General features: G+C 73.9%; 24 protein-coding genes and 1 pseudogene. 17 read left to right on the forward strand and 8 right to left on the reverse strand.

Annotated elements, in window-relative coordinates; all coding sequences use genetic code 11:
• Nucleotides 1-5: 5 nt before the first annotated feature.
• Genes ACFT5B_RS05450 through ACFT5B_RS05460 form a run of 3 tightly spaced genes read left to right on the forward strand, consistent with a single transcriptional unit; the run spans nucleotide 6 to nucleotide 2,108 of the window.
• Nucleotides 6-662, forward strand: coding sequence for a TetR family transcriptional regulator (locus ACFT5B_RS05450; RefSeq protein ID WP_386796966.1), 657 nt, complete (start codon nucleotides 6-8; stop codon nucleotides 660-662).
• Nucleotides 652-1,380 (forward strand): ABC transporter ATP-binding protein, encoded by a 729-nt coding sequence (locus tag ACFT5B_RS05455; RefSeq protein ID WP_386796967.1) that lies wholly within the window; start codon nucleotides 652-654, stop codon nucleotides 1,378-1,380. Before ACFT5B_RS05450 ends, ACFT5B_RS05455 begins: the two co-directional genes overlap by 11 nt.
• Nucleotides 1,377-2,108: an ABC transporter permease gene (locus tag ACFT5B_RS05460; RefSeq protein WP_386796968.1), complete on the forward strand. Its 732-nt coding sequence runs from the start codon at nucleotides 1,377-1,379 to the stop codon at nucleotides 2,106-2,108. The genes ACFT5B_RS05455 and ACFT5B_RS05460 overlap by 4 nt, the downstream gene beginning before the upstream one ends.
• Before the next feature lie 27 nt (nucleotides 2,109-2,135).
• Here ACFT5B_RS05460 and ACFT5B_RS05465 read toward each other — a convergent pair whose 3' ends face one another.
• Nucleotides 2,136-2,840, reverse strand: a complete 705-nt coding sequence (locus tag ACFT5B_RS05465; protein ID WP_386796969.1) for a potassium channel family protein — start codon at nucleotides 2,838-2,840, stop codon at nucleotides 2,136-2,138.
• Nucleotides 2,841-2,844: 4 nt separating this feature from the next.
• The gene (locus ACFT5B_RS05470) at nucleotides 2,845-4,221 is read right to left on the reverse strand and encodes a TrkH family potassium uptake protein (protein ID WP_386796970.1); all 1,377 of its coding nucleotides are present in this window, start codon (nucleotides 4,219-4,221) and stop codon (nucleotides 2,845-2,847) included.
• A gap of 224 nt (nucleotides 4,222-4,445) precedes the next feature.
• Here ACFT5B_RS05470 and ACFT5B_RS05475 point away from each other — a divergent pair, with 224 nt between their 5' ends.
• Both ACFT5B_RS05475 and ACFT5B_RS05480 read left to right on the forward strand, forming a co-directional pair.
• Entirely contained in the window at nucleotides 4,446-5,627 is a 1,182-nt protein-coding gene (locus ACFT5B_RS05475) for an acetoin utilization protein AcuC (RefSeq protein ID WP_386797039.1), read from the forward strand.
• A 194-nt stretch (nucleotides 5,628-5,821) separates the two neighbouring features.
• Nucleotides 5,822-5,920 (forward strand): 30S ribosomal protein bS22, encoded by a 99-nt coding sequence (locus ACFT5B_RS05480; protein WP_003792170.1) that lies wholly within the window; start codon nucleotides 5,822-5,824, stop codon nucleotides 5,918-5,920.
• 137 nt (nucleotides 5,921-6,057) lie between these two features.
• Here the strand turns inward: ACFT5B_RS05480 and ACFT5B_RS05485 are convergent, their stop codons facing one another.
• Complete coding sequence (locus ACFT5B_RS05485) at nucleotides 6,058-6,897, reverse strand: HAD family hydrolase (RefSeq protein ID WP_386796971.1); 840 nt, start codon at nucleotides 6,895-6,897, stop codon at nucleotides 6,058-6,060.
• A gap of 99 nt (nucleotides 6,898-6,996) precedes the next feature.
• On the opposite strand from ACFT5B_RS05485, the gene ACFT5B_RS05490 reads away from it, so the two are divergent.
• A complete protein-coding gene (locus ACFT5B_RS05490; protein WP_386796972.1) occupies nucleotides 6,997-7,290 on the forward strand; it encodes a glutaredoxin family protein in 294 nt (97 codons plus the stop codon).
• Nucleotides 7,291-7,419: 129 nt separating this feature from the next.
• Here the strand turns inward: ACFT5B_RS05490 and ACFT5B_RS05495 are convergent, their stop codons facing one another.
• Nucleotides 7,420-7,977: a YceI family protein gene (locus tag ACFT5B_RS05495; protein ID WP_386796973.1), complete on the reverse strand. Its 558-nt coding sequence runs from the start codon at nucleotides 7,975-7,977 to the stop codon at nucleotides 7,420-7,422.
• A gap of 248 nt (nucleotides 7,978-8,225) precedes the next feature.
• On the opposite strand from ACFT5B_RS05495, the pseudogene ACFT5B_RS05500 reads away from it, so the two are divergent.
• The 3 genes and pseudogenes from ACFT5B_RS05500 to ACFT5B_RS05510 form a co-directional block, all read left to right on the forward strand.
• Nucleotides 8,226-8,510, forward strand: a pseudogene (locus tag ACFT5B_RS05500) (Gfo/Idh/MocA family oxidoreductase); the annotation flags it as partial.
• 70 nt (nucleotides 8,511-8,580) lie between these two features.
• A complete protein-coding gene (locus ACFT5B_RS05505; protein ID WP_386796974.1) occupies nucleotides 8,581-9,375 on the forward strand; it encodes a Gfo/Idh/MocA family oxidoreductase in 795 nt (264 codons plus the stop codon).
• Nucleotides 9,376-9,408: 33 nt separating this feature from the next.
• A complete protein-coding gene (locus ACFT5B_RS05510; protein ID WP_386796975.1) occupies nucleotides 9,409-9,882 on the forward strand; it encodes a MarR family winged helix-turn-helix transcriptional regulator in 474 nt (157 codons plus the stop codon).
• A 215-nt stretch (nucleotides 9,883-10,097) separates the two neighbouring features.
• Here ACFT5B_RS05510 and ACFT5B_RS05515 read toward each other — a convergent pair whose 3' ends face one another.
• Nucleotides 10,098-10,295, reverse strand: coding sequence for a hypothetical protein (locus ACFT5B_RS05515; RefSeq protein WP_386796976.1), 198 nt, complete (start codon nucleotides 10,293-10,295; stop codon nucleotides 10,098-10,100).
• Nucleotides 10,296-10,350: 55 nt separating this feature from the next.
• On the opposite strand from ACFT5B_RS05515, the gene ACFT5B_RS05520 reads away from it, so the two are divergent.
• The 5 genes from ACFT5B_RS05520 to ccsB all read left to right on the forward strand — a co-directional run bounded on the left by ACFT5B_RS05520 (nucleotide 10,351) and on the right by ccsB (nucleotide 15,374).
• A complete protein-coding gene (locus ACFT5B_RS05520; RefSeq protein ID WP_386796977.1) occupies nucleotides 10,351-11,025 on the forward strand; it encodes a histidine phosphatase family protein in 675 nt (224 codons plus the stop codon).
• Between the two features lie 83 nt (nucleotides 11,026-11,108).
• Complete coding sequence (locus ACFT5B_RS05525) at nucleotides 11,109-11,759, forward strand: TlpA family protein disulfide reductase (RefSeq protein WP_386796978.1); 651 nt, start codon at nucleotides 11,109-11,111, stop codon at nucleotides 11,757-11,759.
• Nucleotides 11,759-12,589 carry a cytochrome c biogenesis CcdA family protein gene (locus ACFT5B_RS05530; protein ID WP_386797040.1) on the forward strand — a complete coding sequence of 277 codons (831 nt, stop codon included), beginning with the start codon at nucleotides 11,759-11,761 and terminating at the stop codon, nucleotides 12,587-12,589. The genes ACFT5B_RS05525 and ACFT5B_RS05530 overlap by 1 nt, the downstream gene beginning before the upstream one ends.
• The gene (locus ACFT5B_RS05535; protein WP_386796979.1) at nucleotides 12,586-14,349 is read left to right on the forward strand and encodes a cytochrome c biogenesis protein ResB; all 1,764 of its coding nucleotides are present in this window, start codon (nucleotides 12,586-12,588) and stop codon (nucleotides 14,347-14,349) included. The genes ACFT5B_RS05530 and ACFT5B_RS05535 overlap by 4 nt, the downstream gene beginning before the upstream one ends.
• Nucleotides 14,346-15,374 (forward strand): c-type cytochrome biogenesis protein CcsB, encoded by a 1,029-nt coding sequence (gene ccsB, locus ACFT5B_RS05540; RefSeq protein ID WP_386796980.1) that lies wholly within the window; start codon nucleotides 14,346-14,348, stop codon nucleotides 15,372-15,374. Before ACFT5B_RS05535 ends, ccsB begins: the two co-directional genes overlap by 4 nt.
• A 356-nt stretch (nucleotides 15,375-15,730) precedes the next feature.
• Here the strand turns inward: ccsB and ACFT5B_RS05545 are convergent, their stop codons facing one another.
• Nucleotides 15,731-16,075, reverse strand: coding sequence for a PLD nuclease N-terminal domain-containing protein (locus ACFT5B_RS05545; RefSeq protein ID WP_386796981.1), 345 nt, complete (start codon nucleotides 16,073-16,075; stop codon nucleotides 15,731-15,733).
• A gap of 31 nt (nucleotides 16,076-16,106) precedes the next feature.
• Between ACFT5B_RS05545 and ACFT5B_RS05550 the strand changes: the two genes are divergently transcribed.
• Nucleotides 16,107-16,463: a DUF4229 domain-containing protein gene (locus tag ACFT5B_RS05550; protein ID WP_386796982.1), complete on the forward strand. Its 357-nt coding sequence runs from the start codon at nucleotides 16,107-16,109 to the stop codon at nucleotides 16,461-16,463.
• Between the two features lie 9 nt (nucleotides 16,464-16,472).
• On the forward strand, nucleotides 16,473-17,633 hold the full coding sequence (locus ACFT5B_RS05555) for a VanZ family protein (protein WP_386796983.1): 1,161 nt from the start codon (nucleotides 16,473-16,475) through the stop codon (nucleotides 17,631-17,633).
• Here ACFT5B_RS05555 and ACFT5B_RS05560 read toward each other — a convergent pair.
• Entirely contained in the window at nucleotides 17,597-18,481 is an 885-nt protein-coding gene (locus ACFT5B_RS05560; protein ID WP_386796984.1) for a 1,4-dihydroxy-2-naphthoate polyprenyltransferase, read from the reverse strand. The two genes, ACFT5B_RS05555 and ACFT5B_RS05560, sit on opposite strands and share 37 nt — an antisense overlap.
• A 21-nt stretch (nucleotides 18,482-18,502) precedes the next feature.
• Nucleotides 18,503-19,777, reverse strand: coding sequence for an AMP-binding protein (locus tag ACFT5B_RS05565; protein WP_386796985.1), 1,275 nt, complete (start codon nucleotides 19,775-19,777; stop codon nucleotides 18,503-18,505).
• A 145-nt stretch (nucleotides 19,778-19,922) separates the two neighbouring features.
• Here ACFT5B_RS05565 and ACFT5B_RS05570 point away from each other — a divergent pair, with 145 nt between their 5' ends.
• Nucleotides 19,923-20,957 carry a DUF3048 domain-containing protein gene (locus tag ACFT5B_RS05570; protein ID WP_386796986.1) on the forward strand — a complete coding sequence of 345 codons (1,035 nt, stop codon included), beginning with the start codon at nucleotides 19,923-19,925 and terminating at the stop codon, nucleotides 20,955-20,957.
• Nucleotides 20,958-20,997 lie beyond the last annotated feature (40 nt).

A 20,997-nucleotide genomic window follows, 5' to 3' on the forward strand; every position in this document is an offset into this window, starting at 1 on the left:
GGGCCATGCCGGGTGACGTGAGGCCGGGTCAGAGGCGGCGGCGCGGGCGTCGTCCGGCGGGCGAGGACACGCGCGCCGCGATCCTCGACGCCGCGTGCTCCGAGTTCGCCGAACGCGGGTTCGACGCGACGAGCGTGCGGGGCGTCGCACGGCGCGCGGGCGTGGACCCGGCGCTCGTCCGGCACTACTTCGACTCCAAGGCGGACCTCCTGGCGGCCGGGCTCGTGCCGCAGGGCCTCGACCCACGCGTCGTGCTCGGGGCGCTCGGCGACGGGCCCCGCGACACGATGGGGGAGCGGCTCGCGCGCCTCGTGCTCGCCGTGTGGGACACCGACGAGGGCCGGGCGCGGCTGCGGACGGTCCTGTCGGGGGCGCTGTCGGCGGACCCGGCGGCCGGGGTGTTCGTCGACTACCTGCGCCGGACGGTGTTCGGCAGCATCGCCTCGGTGCTGGACGCGCCCGACGCCGACGTGCGCGTGGCTCTCGTCGCGTCGCAGGTCGTGGGGCTGCTGGTCACCCGGGTCGTGATCGGGCTCGAGCCGGTCGCGTCTCTGCCCCGGGACGACGTCGCGCGGCTCGTCGGACCGACGCTCCAGCGGTATCTCACGGGAGACCTTGCCGTCGGCGTCGACGAGGAGCAGAATTCCTCACATGGGGAATGAAGCGGTGGCCACCGCCGTCGACGCCGCCGGGCTCGTGGTCCGGCGCGGGCCGCACACCGTCCTCGACGGCCTCGACCTCCGGGTCCCGGCGGGCCAGGTCGTCGGTCTGCTCGGGCCGAGCGGCGCCGGCAAGACGACGCTCATGCGCGCGATCGTCGGGGTCCAGGAGGTGCACGCCGGCCGGGTCACGGTGCTCGGCAGGCCCGCGGGCGCCCCGGAGCTGCGGCGCCGGGTCGGCTACGTGACCCAGGCGCCGAGCGTCTACGCGGACCTCACCGTGACGGAGAACCTCCGCTACTTCGCGACGGTCCTGCGGGCGCCGTCGGGCGACGCGGACCGCGTGCTCGAGCAGGTGGACCTCGTCCGGTACGCACGGACCCGCGTGGGCGACCTCTCGGGAGGGGAGCGGTCCCGCGTCTCGCTCGCCGTCGCCCTGCTCGGTGCCCCCGAGCTGCTCGTCCTCGACGAGCCGACCGTCGGCCTCGACCCGGTGCTGCGCCGCGACCTGTGGGACCTGTTCGGCCGGCTGCGCGACGACGGCGCGAGCCTCCTCGTGTCGAGCCACGTCATGGACGAGGCGAGCCGCTGCGACCGGCTCCTCCTGATGCGCGACGGCGCCGTCGTCGCGGACGCGACCGAGGCCGAGCTCCTCGCGCGGACCGGTGCCGACGACGTCGAGCACGCGTTCCTCGCGCTCGTCGAGGAGGACGCGCGATGACCCCGGCCCTCACCGCGGCGACCGCGCGGCGCGTCCTCGCCCAGCTCCGTCACGACCCGCGGACCATCGCCCTGATCGTCCTGCTCCCGTGCGTCCTGCTCGGGCTCATCGCCTGGATGTTCCACGGCACGCCGGTGCTCGACCAGTTCGGGCCGATCCTCGTCGCGCTCTTCCCGCTCATCGTGATGTTCCTGGTCACGAGCGTCGCGACGCTGCGCGAGCGGACGTCGGGCACGCTCGAGCGGCTCATGGCGTCCCCGCTCGGCAAGGGCGACTTCGTGGGCGGGTACGCGCTGGCCTTCGGCGCGGTCGCGGTCGTGCAGGCGCTCGTCGTGACCGGGTTCGCCGTGTGGGTGTGCGGGATGGACGTGCACGGCTCGCTCGGCGCCGTCGTCCTCGTCGCCGTGCTCGACGCCGTCCTCGGCTGCACGCTCGGGCTGGCGGCCTCGGCGGTCGCGCGCACCGAGTTCCAGGCCGTGCAGATGATGCCGCTGATCGTCTTCCCGCAGCTCGTCGTCTGCGGTCTGCTCATGCCGCGCGACGAGATGCCCACCGTCCTCGAGTGGATCTCGCGTGCGTTCCCGCTGACCTACGGCGTCGACGCGATGCAGCACCTGGCCGCCGGGAGCTCGCTCGGCGACGTCGCAGGAGACGTCGCGGTGATCGTCGCGTTCCTCGCGGGCGCGGTGGTGGTCGGGGGGCTCACGCTGCGCCGTCGGACGCCGTGACGCTCACCGGGCGCTGGGGAGCCCGCGTCAGGGGCGGGAGCCGAAGCGCTCCAACAGCTCGGCCGGCCCGGAAACGATGAGCAGGTCCGTGGGGGAGATGCGGGTCTCGGGGGTCGCGTACTGGAACTCCACGCCCGGCGACTTCACGCCGATGATCGTGACGCCGTACTTCGAGCGGACCTTCGACTGCTCGAGCGTGAACCCGTGCGTCTCCTTCGGCGGCCGCATCTTGACGATCGTGAAGCCGTCCTCGACCTCGATGTAGTCGAGGAGCTTGCCGGAGACGAGGTGCGCGACCCGGTTCCCGGCGTCGGACTCGGGGAAGACGACGTGGTGCGCGCCGATGCGCTGCAGGATCCGGCCGTGCTCCGCGGAGACCGCCTTGGCCCAGATCTGCGGCGTGCCCAGGTCGACCAGGTTCCCCGTGATGAGGACGGAGGCCTCGAGCGCCGTCCCCACCGCCACGACGGCGACGGAGAAGTCCCGTGCGCCGATCTGCTCGAGCGCCTCCGGGTTGGAGGCGTCGGCCTCGACGAGCGCGAGGCGCCCGGACCACTGCGAGACGAGGTCCGGGTTCTTCTCGGCGACGAGCACGTCCTGGCCGAGCCGGTCGAGCGACGTCGCGATCGACTGCCCGAAGCGGCCGAGCCCGATCACGAGCGCGCCCGCGGCCCGCTCCTCGGAACGTGGCCGCACCTCGCGGACCCGGGGGTCCACCGACTTCGTGGGCATGGTGTCAACCAATGATCGGCCTCTCCTCGGGCATCCTGATGACGCGGCGACGGCTGCGGAGCGCGAGCGCCGCACCCAGAGTCATGGTCCCGGTGCGGCCCACGAACATCAACACGACCAGCACGTACTTGCCGGCCTCGGGCAGGTCCGGGGTGACGCCCGTCGAGAGCCCGACGGTCGCGAACGCGGAGATCACCTCGTAGATGACGACGTCGAGGTTCCAGCCCGTGATCTGCAGAAGGAGCAGGCTCGCGGTCAGGACGGCGGTCGCGCCCACGAAGGTGACGGCGATCGCGAGCCGGATCGTCTCGGGCGGGATGCGTCGTCGGAACACCTCGATGTCGCGGTCGCCCCGGGCCTCCGCGACGATCGCGAGGAGCATCACGGCGAGCGTCGTGACCTTGATGCCGCCCGCCGTCGACGCGCTGCCGCCCCCCACGAACATGAGCGCGTCGGTGACGAGCCAGCTCGTCTCGTGCAGGTCGCCGATGTCGACGGTCGAGAACCCCGTCGAGCGCGGCATGATGCCCTGGAACACGGCGGCGAGGACCTTGTTCGCGACGTTGAGCGGCCCGAAGGTCTTGGGGTTCGTCCACTCGAGGCCGAGGAAGGCGATCGCGCCGACCAGCACGAGCAACGCGCCGGTCACCAGGGTGAGCTTCGCGTGCAGCGACAGCCGGTCGGGCCGCTTGCGGTTGCGCATGATGTTGAGGATCACGGGGAAGCCGAGCGACCCGATGAACGTCCCGACGATCAGCGGGACGCAGAGCGCCCAGTCGCCGACGCTTCCCTCGAGCCCCTCCGCGGTCGGGACGAAGCCGGCGTTGTTGAACGCGGAGATCCCGAAGAACAGCGCGTGCCAGGCGGCCTCGCCGACCGTCTGGCGCAGCACCAGGAAACGGGGGAACAGGGCGAGCGCGACGAGGAGCTCGAGCGACGTCGAGGTGATGACGACGACGCGGATGAGCGAGCCGACCTCGCCGAGCCGCGTCGTCTTGACCTCGGTCGCGGCCAGCATGCGCTGCGTGAGGCCGAGATGCCGGGACACCGCGAGCCCGAGGATCGACGCGAGCGTCATGACGCCGAGGCCGCCGACCTTGATGGCGACGAGGATCACGACCTGCCCGAACGTCGACCAGAAGACGCCCGTCGGGACCACGGTCAACCCGGTCACGCACACCGCGGACGTGGCGGTGAACAGCGCGTCGACGACCGGTGCGCTCCGCCCCGAGGCTGTCGCCCACGGGGTCAGGAGCAGCAGCGTGAAGACCATGACGACGCCGGCGAACGAGAAGACCGCCAGCCTGGCGGGGGAGCGTCGGGCGAGGCGGTCGACGACGCCCCGCGCGGTCACGAACTGGTCCCTGAAGGCCTCGGCCACGTCCCTCCTCCGTCTGCCGTGTCCCTCGCGTGCTGCGTCGGGCGCTGCGTCGTCGTTGCCCGACGCCGCCCGCCGCGCGCCGGCTCGTGCCGTCACCTGACCTGGCTCTTCGCCCGCGCCCGCCCCGGCAGACTAGCGTGATCCCCGTGCCGGTTCCCTTCGACGCGCGCGACGCCGCCGCCCCCGCCCCCGTCGGCGACCTCGCCGCCGCGCCCGCACCGGACGTGGACGCGCCCCGGTCGCTCGTGGTCTGGAGCCCCGAGCTGCTGGCCTACGACTTCGGTCCCGGCCACCCCATGGCGCCGTCCCGCCTCCAGCTGACGATGAGCCTCGTCCGGTCGCTCGGGCTGCTCGACACCCCCGGCGTGGAGCTCGTGGACCCGGTCCCCGCGGACGACGCCGAGCTCGCCCTCGTGCACGACGAGCGGTACGTCGCCGCGGTCCGCTCGGCGTCCGAGAAGGGCACGACCGACCCGCTGCGCGGGCTCGGGACCGAGGACGACCCGGTCTTCCCGGGCATGCACGAGGCGGCGGCGCGGATCTTCCACGGCTCGTACGTGGCGGCCGGCGCGGTCTGGTCGGGCGAGGTCGAGCACGCCGTGAACGTCGCGGGCGGCATGCACCACGCGCGCCGGGACGCGGCGTCGGGCTTCTGCATCTACAACGACGCGGCCGCCGCGATCCGCCGCCTGCTCGACGACGGCGCGACCCGGGTCGCGTACGTGGACGTCGACGCGCACCACGGGGACGGCGTCGAGGGCGTGTTCTGGAACGACCCGCGCGTCCTGACCGTGTCCGTGCACCAGAGCGGCCAGACCCTCTTCCCGGGCACGGGCTTCCCGACGGACACGGGCGGCCCGAAGGCCGAGGGGTCCGCCGTCAACGTGGCCCTGCCCCGCCACACCGACGGCGCGGGGTTCCTCCGCGCGTTCGACGCCGTGGTGCCCGCCGTCCTGCGAGCCTTCGCGCCCGAGGCGATCGTCAGCCAGCACGGCTGCGACTCGCACGCCCAGGACCCGCTGACCGACCTGCACGTCGGGGTCGACGCGCAGCGGATCGCCGCGGAGCGCGTCCACGCGCTCGCGCACGAGCTGTCGGGCGGGCGGTGGGTCGCGCTCGGTGGCGGCGGGTACGCCGTCATCGACGTGGTGCCGCGCGCCTGGGCGAACGTCGTCGCGGAGGTCGTGCACCGGCCGCTCGACCCCGACACGCCCTTGCCGGAGTCCTGGCGGCACGACGTCGCGGAGGGCGCGGGCGAGGACCCGCCGCGACGCATGGGCGACCACCCTGTGACGTTCAAGCCCTGGTCGCAGGGGTACGACCCGGCCGACGACCTCGACCGGTCGATCCTCGCGACCCGCCGCGAGGTATTTCCGCTGCTCGGCCTGGACCCCTACCTCGACTGAGGGTGCGCCTCGGTGACAGCCGGGCCGGATTCGGCTGGGCGGGGTCGGCGCGGTAGGCTGGTCCACGGCCTTCGTCTCGTCTCGTCCCGCCGTCTTCGACCGCGTCGTCAGCTCGTCAGCTCGCCGCACGTCGCAGGGTCGGGGGACACGTGGACGAGGCGACGATCTGACACCTTCGATCATTGCGAGGACCCATGGGCTCCGTCATCAAGAAGCGCCGCAAGCGCATGGCGAAGAAGAAGCACCGCAAGCTGCTTCGTAAGACGCGCCACCAGCGTCGCAACAAGAAGTGACGCCCCGCCCGGCCTGCCGGGCGTGAGCGAGAAGGGCTCGACCGCGTGCGGTCGGGCCCTTTCGTGCGTCCGGGCAGTTTCGTGCGTCCGGGCCCCGCGAGGCGGACGGGCGGCCGGTCTATGTCGCGGGAGGGGCGTCAGCGGCGCGCGGCGCGGCGCAGCAGCGACGTCGCTGCCCAGCCGGCGGCGACCCAGCCGCCCGCCTTGACGCCCGTGCGGGCGGCGCGGCGCGTGGGCTGGCGGAACTCGCGCACCTCCCAGCCGGACGCCCTCGCGAGCCGTCGCAGCCGCGGCTCGGGGTTCACGGCGCACGGGTGGCCGACGGCGGCGAGCAGGTCCATGTCGTTCATGGAGTCGCCGTAGGCGTACGAGCGGTCGAGGTCGATCCCGGTCCGTGCGGCGAGGTCGCGGGCTGCCCGCGCCTTCGCGGCGCCGTGCATGAGCTCGCCGTCGAGACGCCCGGTGTAGACGCCGTCGGCGTCGTGCTCGGGGACGGTCGCGAGCGCGCCGGTGGCGCCGAGCCTCCGGGCGATGAGCCCGCCGACCTCGACGGGCGCCGCGGTCACGAGCCAGACCTGGTGCCCGGCCGCGAGGTGCGCCTCGAGCAGCGCCCGCGTGCCCGGGAAGATCCGGAGGGCGAGCACGTCGTCGTACACCTGCTCGCCGATGCTGCAGACCTCGTGGACCGAGTGTCCCGCCACGAGGCAGAGCGCTTTGGCGCGGACCTTGTCGAGGTGCTGCGCGTTCTCGCCGTAGACGGCGTACCGCGCCTGGTGCACCGCGAACCGCGCGATGTCACGCGCCCGGAAGAAGCCTCGGGCGTGCAGGGCCTTGGCGAGGTGGAAGGTGCTGGCTCCGCGTACGAGGGTGTTGTCGACGTCGAAGAACGCGGCCACCGCCGAGGGGTGAGCGGTGTCGTCCGCGGGCGTCGCGGGGCGCGCGACGACCGCGTGCTGGCGACCCGGGACGTGTGACATGCGCCCCACCCTAGGGCTGCCGGCTGAGCGTTCACGACGAGCCGCCGGGGGTCGTGCAGGTCCTGCACACCACCTGCACGGGCCACCTACGCTGGGGTGGTGACGTCCCCCGAGCCCGTTCCTGCCGTCCCCCCGGTCGCGCCCGACGGCGCCGTCCCGCCCCGCGTCGTGCTGTACGTGCGGGAGGGGTGCCACCTGTGCGAGGACGCGCGCGCCGTCGTCGTCGGGGCGTGCGCGGAGGCGGGGGAGCGGTACGTGGAGCAGGACGTGGACGCCGATCCCGCGCTGCGCGAGGAGTACGGCGAGCTCGTCCCGGTCGTGACGGTCGACGGGGTGCGGCAGGGGTACTGGCGACTCGACGGCGAGCGGGTCCGCCGGGCGCTCGCGCGCTGAACGACGAAGCGGGCTGTCAGGACGTGGTGGCCCGTGACGGGTACCACGTTCTGCCAGCCCGCTCGCGCGAGGGGTGTGCCAGAACCTGCCGACCGTAGACGGCCACCAGGTTCTGACAGGCAGGGAGAGTCAGTCCTTCTTGACGATCGCCGAGAGGTCGAGGTCGATCTTGACCTTGTCGGAGACGAGCACGCCGCCGGCCTCGAGGGCCGCGTTCCACGTGATGTCGAACTCCTTGCGGGAGATCTCGGTCTTGGCCTCGAACGCAGCGCGCTCGTTGCCGAACGCGTCGACGGCCGCACCGGTGAACTCGGTCTCGAGCTCGACGGACTTGGTCACGCCGTTGATCGTGAGGTCGCCGGTCACGACGAACTCGTCGGCCGAGCCGGAGACGGAGGTCGAGGTGAAGGTCCAGGTCGGGAACTTCTCGACGGTGAAGAAGTCGGCGCTCTGGAGGTGGCCGTCGCGGTTGGCGTCGCCGGTCGTGACGGAGCGGGCGTCGAGCTCGGCGGAGACGGCCGAGACCTCGAGCGTCTCGCCGACGACGATCGCGCCGCTCGTGATGGCGACGGTGCCGCGGACCTTGGAGATGCCGGCGTGGCGGACGGTGAAGCTCGCGGACGAGTGCGACGGGTCGATCTCGTAGGTGCCGGGGACGACGCCGGTGGGCAGGGCGGTGGCGGTCATGGAGTGCTCCTCGGGGGCGTGGCTCGTTACCTGGATTGGTTGAACATACAACTGAACTAGCTCGTGCGGCGAGGCATTCCCCGATCGTGGTGTGGTGTGCGTCACATCGGCCGCGGTTCGCGGCGCCGTGCGGCGGTCGCTCCGGCGCGTCCCCCGGCGCCGCCGGTGCGGTTGGTTAGCCTCGCGCCAGGCGGACGGACGGTCCGCAGCGACGAAGGGGGCCGGCCGTGGGAGCCGCGAAGATCCGCGTGGGCATCGTCGGGGCGAGCCCCGACCGCGGCTGGGCCGCGCGGGCGCACGTCCCGGCCCTGCGCGCGCTCCCCGACTACACGCTGACCGCGGTCGGCACGAGCCGGGCGGCCAGCGCGGAGGCCGCGGCCCGCGCCTTCGGGGCGCCGCACGCCTTCGCCGACGCCCGGAGCCTCGCCGAGCACCCCGACGTCGACCTCGTCGTCGTCACGGTCAAGGTTCCCGCGCACGCCGAGCTGGTCGAGGCGGCGCTCGCGGCCGGGAAGCACGTCTACTGCGAGTGGCCGCTCGCGCGCACGACCGGGGAGGCCGAAGCCCTCGCGGCGGCGGCCCGCGGGGCGGGGGGTCCACCACGTGATCGGGCTGCAGGCGCGCTCCGCGCCGGCGATCGCGTACGCCCGCGACCTGGTTGCCGCGGGCCGCGTGGGCAGGGTGACCTCGGCGACCGTGCGTGCCACGCGAGGAGCCGGGGCGGGCGGGCAGGTCCCCGCCTGGGCCACGTACACGCTCGACGGGGAGAACGGCGCCGGGACGCTCGAGGTCGCGGGCGGGCACACGCTCGACGCCGTCCAGCACCTCCTCGGTGCCGTGCGCGAGCTGTCGGCGACCCTCTCCGTGCAGCGTCCGACGCTCACGGTCGCCGAGACCGGGGCCGTGGTCCCGGCGACGAGCCCCGACCACCTGGTCCTGGGCGCGACGCTCGCCGGCGGTGCCGCGCTGGCGGCACACGTCCACGACGGCCAGGCCACGGCGGCCGGGACCCGGGTCGAGATCTCCGGTACCGACGGCGACCTCCTCCTCGTCTCGACCGGTCGCACCGCGCCGGCAGGCGTCCAGGTCGGCGAGCTGCGGCTGTTCGGCTCGGACGGGAGCGGCGTCTTCGAGGAGCTTCCCGTCCCGGACCGCTACCGTCCGGCCGCGGGGATCGAGCCGTCCGCGGAGGGCTTCAACGTGGCGCAGCAGTACGCGCGGCTGGCCGACGACCTGCGCACCGGAGCACGGACCGTCCCCGACTTCGACGACGGGCTCGCGCTGCACCGCCTGCTCGACGTCGTCAGGTCCGCCGCGCGCACCGGGACCCGCCAGACGACGGGGTCCGTGGCTCGGTCAAGCCGAGCTCAGGAGAGCGTCGTCGAAGCCCATCATTAGGGCATCTCCGCACGTCATGGACACAATGCAGCCGTGAACACCCCGACCGACCACCGCTGGCTCGACACCCAGCAGCAGGCCGCATGGCGCGACTTCCTCGAAGGCGTCGGCCGGTTCCAGGAGGTCCTCGTGCGCGAGCACGACCGCCGCCTCCCGCTCTCCGTGCCCGAGTACGACGTGCTCGTCCAGCTCTCCGAGCAGCCCGACCGTTCGCTCCGGATGTCGCGGCTCGCGGAGCGCCTCGCGTACTCGCGGTCGCGCGTCACGCACACGGTCTCCCGGATGGAGCGCGCCGGGCTGGTCCGCCGCGTCGCAGCCGCCGAGGACAAGCGCGGCGTCCACTGCTCGATGACCGACGCGGGCTGGCACGCGCTCGTCGCCGCCGCGCCCACGCACGTCGACATCGTCCGCACCTACCTCGTCGACGTCCTCACGCGGGACGAGCTGCTCTCGCTCGGGAGCGCGATGGCGCGCGTGCGGGACGCGTGCGCGACCGCGCTCACCTGATCGGCCGCCGTGCGTTCGCCGAGGGTGACGCTGCGTGCGCCGAGGGTGACGCTGCGTGCGCCGAGGGTGACGTTCCGTTTGCCGACGGCGCCGGTGTGGTGAACGCGCCGGAATCTCGCTGAGTTCGGGTGACGGGGGCGGTGGCGGCCCGACGCCACGTCGACCTGGCGGATTCCATCGCTCGCAGCCCCCGCAAGGCAACCAATATCGCCAGGTCAGCGAGCTGGGGCGTCACCATCGGTGGGCAGGGCGTCACCGTCGGTGGGCAGGGCGTCACCGTCGGTGGGCAGGGTGTCGCCGTCGGTGGGCAGGGTGTCGCCGTCGGTGGGCAGGGTGTCGCCGTCGGTGGGCAGGGCGTCACCGTCGGTGGGCAGGGCGTCACCGTCGGCGGACGTGCGGGACGCGTGCGCCACGGCCCTGGCCCGACCGCCGCCCGGCTCCCCAGGGGGCTCTGCGACAATCGGGGGCGTGCCCAGCCCTGACCCCAGCCCCGCTGCCGCCCCCGTGACCGTCGTCCACCTCGTCCGTCACGGCGAGGTCCACAACCCCGACGGCGTCCTCTACGGCCGCATCGCCGGCTACCGGCTGTCCGAGCGCGGGCAGGCGATGGCACAGCGTCTCGCCGAGCACTTCTCGGGCGACGGCCACGACGTCACGCACGTCGTCGCGAGCCCGCTGCAGCGCGCCCAGGAGACGGCGACGCCCGTCGCCGAGGCCCTCGGCCTCGAGCTCGGCAGCGACGACCGCCTCATCGAGGCCGCGAACCACTTCGAGGGCCTGACGTTCGGCGTCGGGGACGGGTCGCTGCGCCACCCGCGCCACTGGAAGTTCCTCTGGAACCCGTTCCGCCCGTCGTGGGGCGAGCCCTACAAGGAGCAGGCCGCGCGCGTGCGGGCCGCCGTCGACACCGCGCGCGAGGCCGCGCGCGGCCACGAGGCCGTGCTCGTCAGCCACCAGCTCCCCGTCTGGGTGACCCGGCTGTCCGCCGAGCACCGGCGCCTGTGGCACGACCCGCGCCGCCGCCAGTGCTCGCTCGCGTCGGTCACGTCGCTGACGTTCGAGGGCGACCGGCTCGTCGGGATCGAGTACGCCGAGCCCGCCGCCGACCTCCTCCCGGGCGCGTCCGCCGTGCCGGGAGCGTGACGGTGGTCACGAACACCCCCTCCGGGGCCCCGGAAGCCCCGGATTCCCAGGACGCGTCCAGGCTGCGGCGGCACCGTGGCACCGTGCCGCGCCCTGCCCGTCCCGCCCGCTCCGCCGCAGCGCACGTCGCGCCCGCCCCTTCCGGACGGCGTCGCGCGCGCGTGGGCGCGCTCGCGACCCTCCTGACGGTGGGCGCGCTGCTGCTCGCGGGCTGCACGTCGAGCTCCGGGAACGACGGCGGGAACCTCGGCTTCGTGCAGGGCGACGGGTCCGTCAAGACGTGGACGCCCAGCGAGCGGTCGAAGCCGGTCGCGCTCACCGGGACCGCGTTCGACGGCACCAAGGTGGACACCTCCGACTGGCACGGCGACGTCGTCGTCGTCAACACCTGGTACGCGGGCTGCGCGCCCTGCCGCAAGGAGGCACCGGACCTCGCCGCCCTCGCCTCGAGCGAGAAGGACGGCGTCCACTTCGTCGGGATCAACTCCACCGACGACGCCGGCGCGGCCGAGGCGTTCCAACGCACCTTCAAGATCAGCTACCCGTCGATCTCCGACAAGAGCGGCTCCGTCGTCGCCACGCTGCAGGGCGTCGTGCCCGTGCAGGCCGTGCCCACGACCGTCGTCCTCGACGCGGAGGGCCGCGTGGCCGCCCGCGTGCTCGGCGCGACGACGAAGGCCACGCTCGCCGGCCTCGTCGACGACGTCCGCGCCGGCAGCACCGCGACGTCGTGATGCTCGCTGACGGGGTGCTCGAGGCGTCGTCGGGGTTCGCGACCACGGCGTTCAGCGGGTCGATGCTGCTCGCGGTACCGGTCGCCGTCGTCGCCGGGTTCGTCTCGTTCGCCAGCCCCTGCGTGCTCCCGCTCGTCCCCGGCTACGTCGGGTACGTGAGCGGGTGGGCCGCGTCGAACGCGGGCGTGAACGCGCTCCCCGGCGGGGCGGCCCCCGGGACCCGGCCGGCCGGGACACCGAGCGTCGCCCGGGGCCGCGCGCGCGTCGTCGCCGGGGTCGGGCTGTTCGTCGCCGGTTTCACGCTCGTCTTCGTCGTGCTCGGCGGGTTCGTCGGCGCCCTCGGGACGCAGGTGCGGCAGGCCGAGGACGTCCTCATCCGCGTGCTGGGCGTCGTCGTGATCCTCATGGGCCTCGCGTTCCTCGGGGCGCTGCCGTTCCTGCAGCGCGAACGGCGCATCCACGTGACGCCGCGCGCCGGGCTGTGGGGCGCGCCGCTGCTCGGGATCGTGTTCGGGCTCGGCTGGACGCCGTGCCTCGGGCCGACCCTCACCGCGGTGTACGCGCTCGCGCTCGACCAGGCGACCGTCGTCCGCGGGGCGGCGCTCGCCGTCGCGTACTGCATCGGGCTCGGCGTGCCGTTCGTGCTCGTCGCGCTGGGGCTGCAGTCGAGCCGGCGCATGCTGGACTTCCTGCGACGGCACCGGCTCGCGTTCCTGCGGATCGGCGGCGGCATGCTCGTGCTCATCGGGATCGCGATGGTGACGGGGGTCTGGGGAACGTGGACGGCCGCGCTGGGCGGCTGGGCGTCGAGGTACGGGGTGCAGGTGTGACCGAGATCGACAAGACCACCGAGCGCGACGAGGCGCGCCGCGGGTACCGCCCCGAGGGCATCGACGACGCGTTCGTCGCGCACGACGAGGACGGCTCGGCCACCCCGCCCGCCCGCGGCGGCCGCAAGGGCGCCGACGGCGCCGCGCCCGTCATGCCGAAGCTGGGCTGGAAGGGCACGCTGCGCTGGATGTGGCGGCAGCTCACGAGCATGCGCGTCGCGCTCATGCTCCTCATGCTGCTCGCCGTGGCCGCGGTGCCCGGCTCGATCCTGCCGCAGCAGTCGATCGACCCGTCCGGGGTCACCCAGTACCTCCAGGACAACCCGACGGCTGGGAAGATCCTCGACAGGCTCGGGTTCTTCGACGTCTTCTCGTCGGTCTGGTTCTCGGCGATCTACATCCTGCTGTTCGTGTCGCTCGTCGGCTGCATCGTGCCGCGCGCGATCGCGCACACCAAGGCGCTGCGCCAGCGCCCCCCGAAGACCCCCCGCCGGTTCGACCGTTTCCCCGCCAAGGGGCACGCGGCCACCGACGCCGCGCCGGACGCCGTCGTCGCCGCCGCCGTGCGCCACCTGCGCGGGCCGCTGCGCTGGCTGCCGACGTTCCGCGTCGAGACCGGCACCGACGCCGAGGGCCGGCGCACCGTCGCGGCCGAGCGCGGGTACCTGCGCGAGACCGGCAACATCCTGTTCCACCTGTGCCTGCTCGGGCTGCTCGTCGCCGTCGGGACCGGACAGGTGCTGCACTACCGCGCCCAGGTGATCGTCTCCGAGGGCCACGGGTTCGCGAACTCCGTCGTCGACTACGACACGTTCGAGTCCGGGGCGTTCTGGCGGTCCAGCTCGCTCGACCCGTTCAGCATGACCCTCGACAAGTTCACGTCCGAGTTCACGACGACGGCCACGGCCGAGCCCCGCAACTTCACCGCGTTCGTGACGGTCCGCCAGCCCGGCGCCCCCGAGAAGGCCGAGAAGATCCGCGTCAACCACCCGCTCGACGTCGGTGGCGCGAAGGTCTACCTCCAGGGCAACGGCTACGCGCCGAACATCACCGTCAAGGACGCGAAGGGCGAGGTCGCGTACTCGGGGCCAGTCGTCTTCATCCCGCAGGACACCAACTACACGTCGCAGGGCGTCGTCAAGGTCCCCGACGTGTCCGCGGGGCTCGACCAGATCGGTCTCGTCGGGTTCCTGCTGCCCACCGCGGCCAGCGACGACCCGACCCAGGCGTCCATCTACCCGCAGCCCCTCAACCCGATGCTCGTCCTCAACGTCTGGCACGGGAACCTCGGGCTCGACGACGGCACGCCCCAGAACGTCTACCGGCTCGACACCAGCGACATGACGGAGTCGACCAAGGACGGCAAGCCCGTCACCCTCACCATCCAGCCCGGCAAGACGGTGAAGCTGCCCGACGGCCTCGGCACCGTCACCTTCGACTCCCTCCCGCGGTACGTCGCGCTCGACCTGCGCTACGACCCCGCCCTGACCTGGATCCTCGTCTTCGCGCTCGGCGCCCTCCTCGGGCTCGCCCTGTCGCTCTTCACGCCCCGCCGCCGCGTCTGGCTGCGGGTCTGGAGCGAGGACGTCACCGACGACGAGTCGGGCGAGACCCGCCCGCGTACAGTGATAGACGCCGCCGGCCTCGCGAGAGGCGACGACTCCGGGCTCCAGCGCGAGGTCGACGGGGTCGTCGCGAGCGCCGCCGGGACCGGGTCCTCCACCGCACCCTCGAACCTTCCGAGAAAGGCCCCCCGATGAGCTACGCAGAGCTCAGCACCCACCTCGTGTGGGCGTCGCTGACGGTCCTCACCGTCTCGATGATCGCGTTCCTCGTCGACCTGACACGGCTGGGCGAGTCGCGCAGCGACCTCGCGTCCGTCGCGCGGCTCGGCACCCGGCGCAAGGAGCTCGTCGGCGTCGGCGCCGGCGGGGGCGACCTCACCGCGTCGCTCGCCGAGGCGACGTCGCGGGCGAGCGGCGGGACCGGCGGCGCCGACGAGGTCGTCGAGCGGCCCGTGAACCGCAAGGCCGCCGGCATCGGCATGTCGACCGCGACCCTCGGCTGGCTGCTCCTCGTGCTCGCCATCGTGACCCGCGGCATCGCCGCCGGCCGCACCCCCTGGGCCAACATGTACGAGTTCACGCTCGTCGGAGCGTGCGTCGCGCTCACCGTGTTCCTGATCGTCAGCCGGTTCCGCGACGTCCGGTTCCTCGGCGCGTTCGTGACGCTCCTCGCCGTCCTGTTCCTCGCGCTCGCGCAGGAGGTCTTCTTCGTCCAGGCCGACGGCGTCCAGCCTGCGCTCCAGTCCTACTGGCTCGTCATCCACGTCGGCGTCGCCATCACCGCGGCCGGCATCCTCACCGTCGCGTTCGTGACGTCGATCCTGCAGCTCCTGCGCGACTCCCGGGACAACGGGTCCGCCGTCCTCAACCACCGGGCGTTCCGCTGGCTCGACGCCCTGCCCACGCCCGGCCAGCTCGAGGTGCTGAGCTTCCGGCTCAACGCCGTCGGCTTCGTCCTGTGGACCTTCACGCTCATCGCCGGCTCCATCTGGGCCGAGCACGCCTGGGGTCGGTACTGGGGCTGGGACCCCAAGGAGGTCTGGACGTTCATCGTCTGGGTCGTCTACGCCGGCTACCTCCACGCCCGCACGACGCGCGGGTGGTCCGGACGGCGGGCTGCGTACTTCGTGATCGTCGGGTACGCGTGCGTGATCTTCAACTTCACCGGCGTGAACCTCATCTTCGACGGGAAGCACTCGTACTCGGGCCTGACGAGCTGAGTTCTGCTCGCTCACCGGTTCGTGGTTGCGTCCGCGCCCGCGCGTTCGTCGTCTCGCCGTCGCCGACGGTGACGTCCCGTTCGCCGAGGGTGACGCCGGGTTCGCCGAGGGTGACGCCGGGTTCGCCGAGGGTGACGTCCCGTTCGCCGAGGGTGACGCTGCGCACGCGCGAGCATGCGGTTGTCCACTCGGCGCAGGGCCGAGCATGGGGCTGCTCACTCGCTTGGCGTCGAGAAGGGGGATGACCTCATGGTCGGCGTCCGGGCGGGGTCGCCCCCGGTGCCTCGTCGCATGGTCGCCATCGGCGGTGCGATCGCCGCCGACCGCGTGGACCGCCCGGTGGGGCGGGCTGCTGATCAGGCGGACGGGTCCTGGTTGTCGTCGTGCGGGGCCGAGCGGCGGTCCCGCTGCTCGCGGCGGCGACGCTCGAGGTCGAGCCGGCGCAGGAAGTCGGGGTCGTCGTCGGGTGCGACCGGGCCGGACGGGCGCGAGCCGCGCGCGGGCGGCGTCGACGTCCCCGCGCCCGGGCTGCGCGAGAGGACGAGCCACAGGACCGGACCGAGGACCGGCAGCAGGATGATCGCCAGGATCCACAGGGCCTTCGGCGCGCCGGCCGGCCGCTTGTCCTGCGAGGTCACGCAGTCGGTGAGCGCGTAGACGAGCAGGCCGATGGCGGCGAGGACCAGGAGACCGCGGAACATGGGTCCCAGCCTAGGCCCGTACCCTGAGCACATGCCCCTGCTCGTCTACACCCTTCTTCGGCTCGCCCTCATCGCGGCGGCGTGGGTCGTGCTGTGGCTGCTCGGCCTGACCGGGCCGATCTGGTTCGTCGTCGCCGTCCTGATCGGCCTCATGGTCTCGTACGCCGCCTTCCGCGGGCCCCGCGACGCCGCCGCGCGCTGGCTCGCGGAGCGTGTCGAACGTCGTCGGGCGGCGAAGGGGCCTCGGACCTCCGGCATCGAGGACGACGCCGACGAGGAGGACCGCGCGATCGACGCCGCCTCCGCCGACGAACCCGCGTCCACCCCCGATGCCGGCAACCCCGACCCGCGCGCCCTCGACGCGCGCACCCCCGACGACCGGACCTAGCCTCGCCGGGTGAGCACCTGGACGTGGCCCGCGTACGTGGGCGTGGTGGGCGGCGTCCTCCTCTTCGGGCTGCTGCTCGTCCCGATCCTCCTGTTCCAGGTGCGCCGCTACGGGGCGCTGAACGGCCGCCGGCTCGTGGGCGCGGCCGCCGTGGCGGTCTACGGGGTCGCGCTCGTCGCGTACACCCTCCTCCCGCTGCCGACGGGCGACCTCGCCGCATGGTGCGCCGCGCACGGGTACGGCTCCGCGCAGCTCCGCCCGCTCCAGTTCGTCGACGACATCCGCGACGCGACCGCCGGGGAACCGCTCAGCGCCGCGATCCGGAGCCCTGCCGTCCTGCAGGTCGTGCTCAACGTGGTGCTGTTCGTCCCGTGGGGCGTGATCGTGCGCCGGTTCCTCGGCTGGCGGCTGCTGCCCGCGGTCGCGAGCGCGTTCGCGGCGTCCCTGCTAATCGAGACGACCCAGTACACCGGCATCTTCGGGCTGATCCCGTGCTCGTACCGCGTCGGCGACGTCGACGACCTCCTGACCAACACGCTCGGCGGCCTCCTCGGCGCGCTCGTGGCGCCCGTCGTGCTGCGCTGGATGCCGCAAGCCCACGACCTCGCCGCACACCGCGGCGAGCCGCGGCCCGTGACGGTCTGGCGGCGGTGGCTCGGGATGCTGCTGGACGCCGCCGCGTTCGTCGGGCTCGGGTTCGTGCTCGACGTGGCGTACCGGCTCGTGCTCGTGGCCGCGGGGCGCCCGACGCCGACCGGCGAGGACGGCGTGGACTGGGTGCTCGGGAACGCCGTCCCCCTCGTCGTGGTCTTCGTGTGGCCGGCCCTCGTCGGCAGCGGTGCGTCGTGGGGGCAGCGCGCGGTCTGGCTGGACCCCGGCCTGGGAGGCCGCCCGCGCCGCCTGCTGCGCGCCACCGTGCCGGGCGGCCTGTGGGGCCTGTGCGGTGCGCTCGCCTCGGTCCCGGCGTCCTGGGGGCTGTCGGACGTCGCCGAGGTCGCGCGCGTGGCCGCGGCCGTGCTCGCCGTGGTCGCCGTCGTCGCCGTCCCGTTCACCCGGGGGAGGCGGGGACTGTCGGGGGTGGTGAGCGGCGCCGTCGTGCGGGACGTGCGGGGAGAGACGCGGTGGAGCGCCGCTCAGAGCGACAGACCGAGCCCCAGCAGCACGCCGTAGCCGAGCTCGAAGAAGCCCGTCGCCGCGAGCACGGGAACGAGCGCCCGACCGCGCGCGCCCACGAGGACGGGGATCGACAGCAGGATCGCGGGCAGCAGCAGGAGCAGCACGATGAGCGACCACGGCGCCCAGAACGCGCAGACGACGCCGAGCACGAGTGCGATCCACAGCTCGCCGACGTACACGCGCCGCGCGCGGAAGTCGCCGAGCCGCACCGCGAGGGTGCGCTTGCCCGCGGGCACGTCCGTGGGGATGTCGCGGATGTTGTTGGCCATGAGGATCGCGCACGCGAGCAGCCCGACGCCCACCGCGCCGAGCGCCGACGGCCAGGTCACGCGCGGGCTGTCCGTGTAGGCGAGCTGCGTGTACGTCGTGCCGAGGACCGCGACGAGCCCGAAGAAGACGAACACGCCGACGTCACCGAGACCGCGGTACCCGTACGGGTTCTTACCGCCCGTGTAGTACCAGGCGGCCAGCACGCACAGCACGCCGACGGCGATGAGCCACCAGGTCCCCGTGAGCGCGACGAGCACGAGCCCCAGCACCCCCGCGACGCCGAACGACGCGAACGCCGCGGCGCGGACCTTCCGGGGCTGCGCGAGGCCGGTCGCCGTGAGGCGCGTCGGTCCGACGCGGTCCACGTCGGTGCCGCGGACGCCGTCCGAGTAGTCGTTCGCGTAGTTGACGCCGACCTGGAGCGCGAGCGCCACGCCGAGCGCGAGCAGCGCGCCCCAGAACCAGAAGCCGTCGGTCTGCGCCGCGGCGCCGGATCCGACGAGCACGGGGGTCGCGGCTGCCGGCAGCGTGCGGGGGCGGGCTCCCGCGATCCACTCGGAGGGTGTGGCCATGGGGATCAGGCTAGTCGGGCGTCAGTGCTGCTCGCCGCGCACGACGGCGCCCGCGGACTCCGCGAGCCCGCGGCGGTCGACCTTCCCGGGGCCGCGCAGGGGGAGCGAGCCCGTGACGAGGACGTGCCGGGGCGCGGCGTGGGGGCCGAGCGCGTCGCGGGCGAGGGTGCGCACGCGGTCGCGCAGGTCGACGTCCGCGGGGCGGAGCGCCCCTGTCCTGGCCGGACCGGAGGCCGCCCGGACGACGACCGCGACGACGGCCTGCCCCCACTCCGGGTCCGGCACCCCGACGACGCACGTCTCGCCGAGCGGGGCGAGCGCGTGCTCGACGGCGAGCGGTGCGACCTTCTCGCCCCCCGTGACGACGACGTCGTCCGCGCGTCCGAGCACCCGCAGGCGGACGGCGGGCCGGGCGACGGGTGGGGCGCCGTCGTCGGGTGCGGGGAGCTCGGGCGTGAGCGCACCGAGGTCGGAGGTCACGAACCACCGGGTGCCGTCGGCGTCGGTGCGGAACGTGGCAGACCCCCGCTCGCCCAGGTACCCGGCCGCGACGACCGGCCCGCCGAGCTCGACCCGGCCCTCGTCCCCGAGGCGCACCCGGACGCCGTCGAGGGGGACGCCGTCGTACACGCAGCCGCCGCACGTCTCCGACATGCCGTACGTGGTGACGACCGGCACACCCAGCGACCGGGCGGCGTCGAGCAGGTCGGGGGAGGTCGCGGCGCCCCCGACGAGCACGGCGTCGAACCGGGCGAGCGCGCGGGCCGCCGCGAGTCCCTCGGGGTCGCCGGCGTCGGCGGCGTCGACGACGCGGTGGAGCTGGGTCGGGACGAGCGAGAGGTAGGCGCGGCTCGTGGCGGGCTCGTCGAGGAACGTCGTGGCGTGGGCGGCGAGCAGGGCGGGGGTGAAGGGCGTGTCGGGCAGGTGGGCGGGCTGCGTCCCTGCGACGACGGAGCGCGCGATGACCTGCGCGCCCGCGACGTGGTGCCACGGGAGCGCGAGGAGCCAGCGGCCGTGGCCGCCGAGCCGCGCGGCCGTCGCACCGATCGACGCGAGGAGCGCGGACCGGGTCAGCACGACCTCGCGCGGCGTCCCGGTCGAGCCGGAGGTCCGCACGACGAGCGCCGCGTCCGCCGGCAGGTCCGTCTCGTCGCGCACGAGGGGCTGGAGGGCGACCGCGGGCGGGCCGTCGTCCGGGGTGGCCGGCTCCTCGGGCGCCGGCGACCGGTCGGCGAGGGCGTCGGCCAGCGCCGCGTAGAGGTCGGCGGCGGAACGGGGGACGACGACGCGCGGCACCCGCCCAGCGTAGGCGTCCGGCGACCGTCGGCCGTGCGCACGTAGGGTGTGCGCGAAGACACGGTCGAGCGATGGAGTGGACATGCACGTTGGGGCGACGCCGACGACCACGCGCCGCAGGCTGCGCCGAGGGGCCCGCGCGCTGATGGTCGCGCTGACCGTCACCGCGGTCGGCCTCGCGGCCGGCTGCTCGGGGGACGACTCCCCGAGCCCGACCAAGACCGTCGGCGGTGGCGTCCCGACGGCCGACAAGTCGGCACCGCCCCAGCCCGACGGCCCGACTGTCTGGCCGCTCACCGGCGTCGAGACCGACACGGTCGCCGACCGGCCGGCGCTCGCCGTGAAGATCGAGAACTCGACCGACGCGCGCCCGCAGTACGGGCTCGAGCGGGCCGACACGGTGTGGGAGGAGGTCGTCGAGGGCGGGATCACGCGCTTCCTCGCGGTCTTCCAGTCGAAGACGCCGTCGCGGATCGAGCCCATCCGGTCCGTCCGGCCCATGGATGCCGCGGTGGTCGCGCCGCTGCACGGCCTGTTCGCGTTCTCCGGCGGGCAGAAGCCGTTCGTGAACGCCGCGTCGAGGGTGTCGCAGGTCATCTCGATGGACGGCGGCAGCCCGGGCTTCCACCGGGACGCGAACCGCCCCGCGCCGCACAACGTGTTCGCCGACACGAAGGACTTCTTCTCCCAGGCGGACAAGTCCAAGACGACGGCGCCGCCGCCCGAGCAGTTCAGGTTCGCCCGGTCGCTGGCGCAGTCGACCGCGGTCACGTCCGGCAAGGCGGCGAAGAAGGCGACCATCCACATGTCCGCCGCGTACGTGCCGGGGTGGACGTACGACGCCGGCAAGAAGGTCTACCTGCGCGACGAGCGCGGCGTGCCGTCGAAGTCCGCCGAGGGCGTCCGGCTGTCCGGGGCGAACGTCGTCGTGCTGCGCGTCAAGATCGTCAACACGAAGTACAAGGACCCGGCCGGCAACCCCGTCCCGGACACCGTCCTCCAGGGCACCGGGTCCGCGACCGTGCTGTCCGGCGGCAAGGCCGTGACCGGGACGTGGTCCAAGAAGTCGACGGGTGCCGTCCTGCGGGTCACCGCCGGCGGCAAGGACGTCCTCCTCGCGCCCGGCGAGACGTGGGTCGAGCTGGTGCCGACGAGCACGGGCAGCGTCGCGCTGAGCTGACCGCCGCCCGGCCAGGGCACGGGCCAGGGACTCACCCGGG

The sequence above is a fragment of the Luteimicrobium sp. NPDC057192 genome, assembly GCF_042670205.1.
GTDB lineage: Bacteria > Actinomycetota > Actinomycetes > Actinomycetales > Cellulomonadaceae > Luteimicrobium.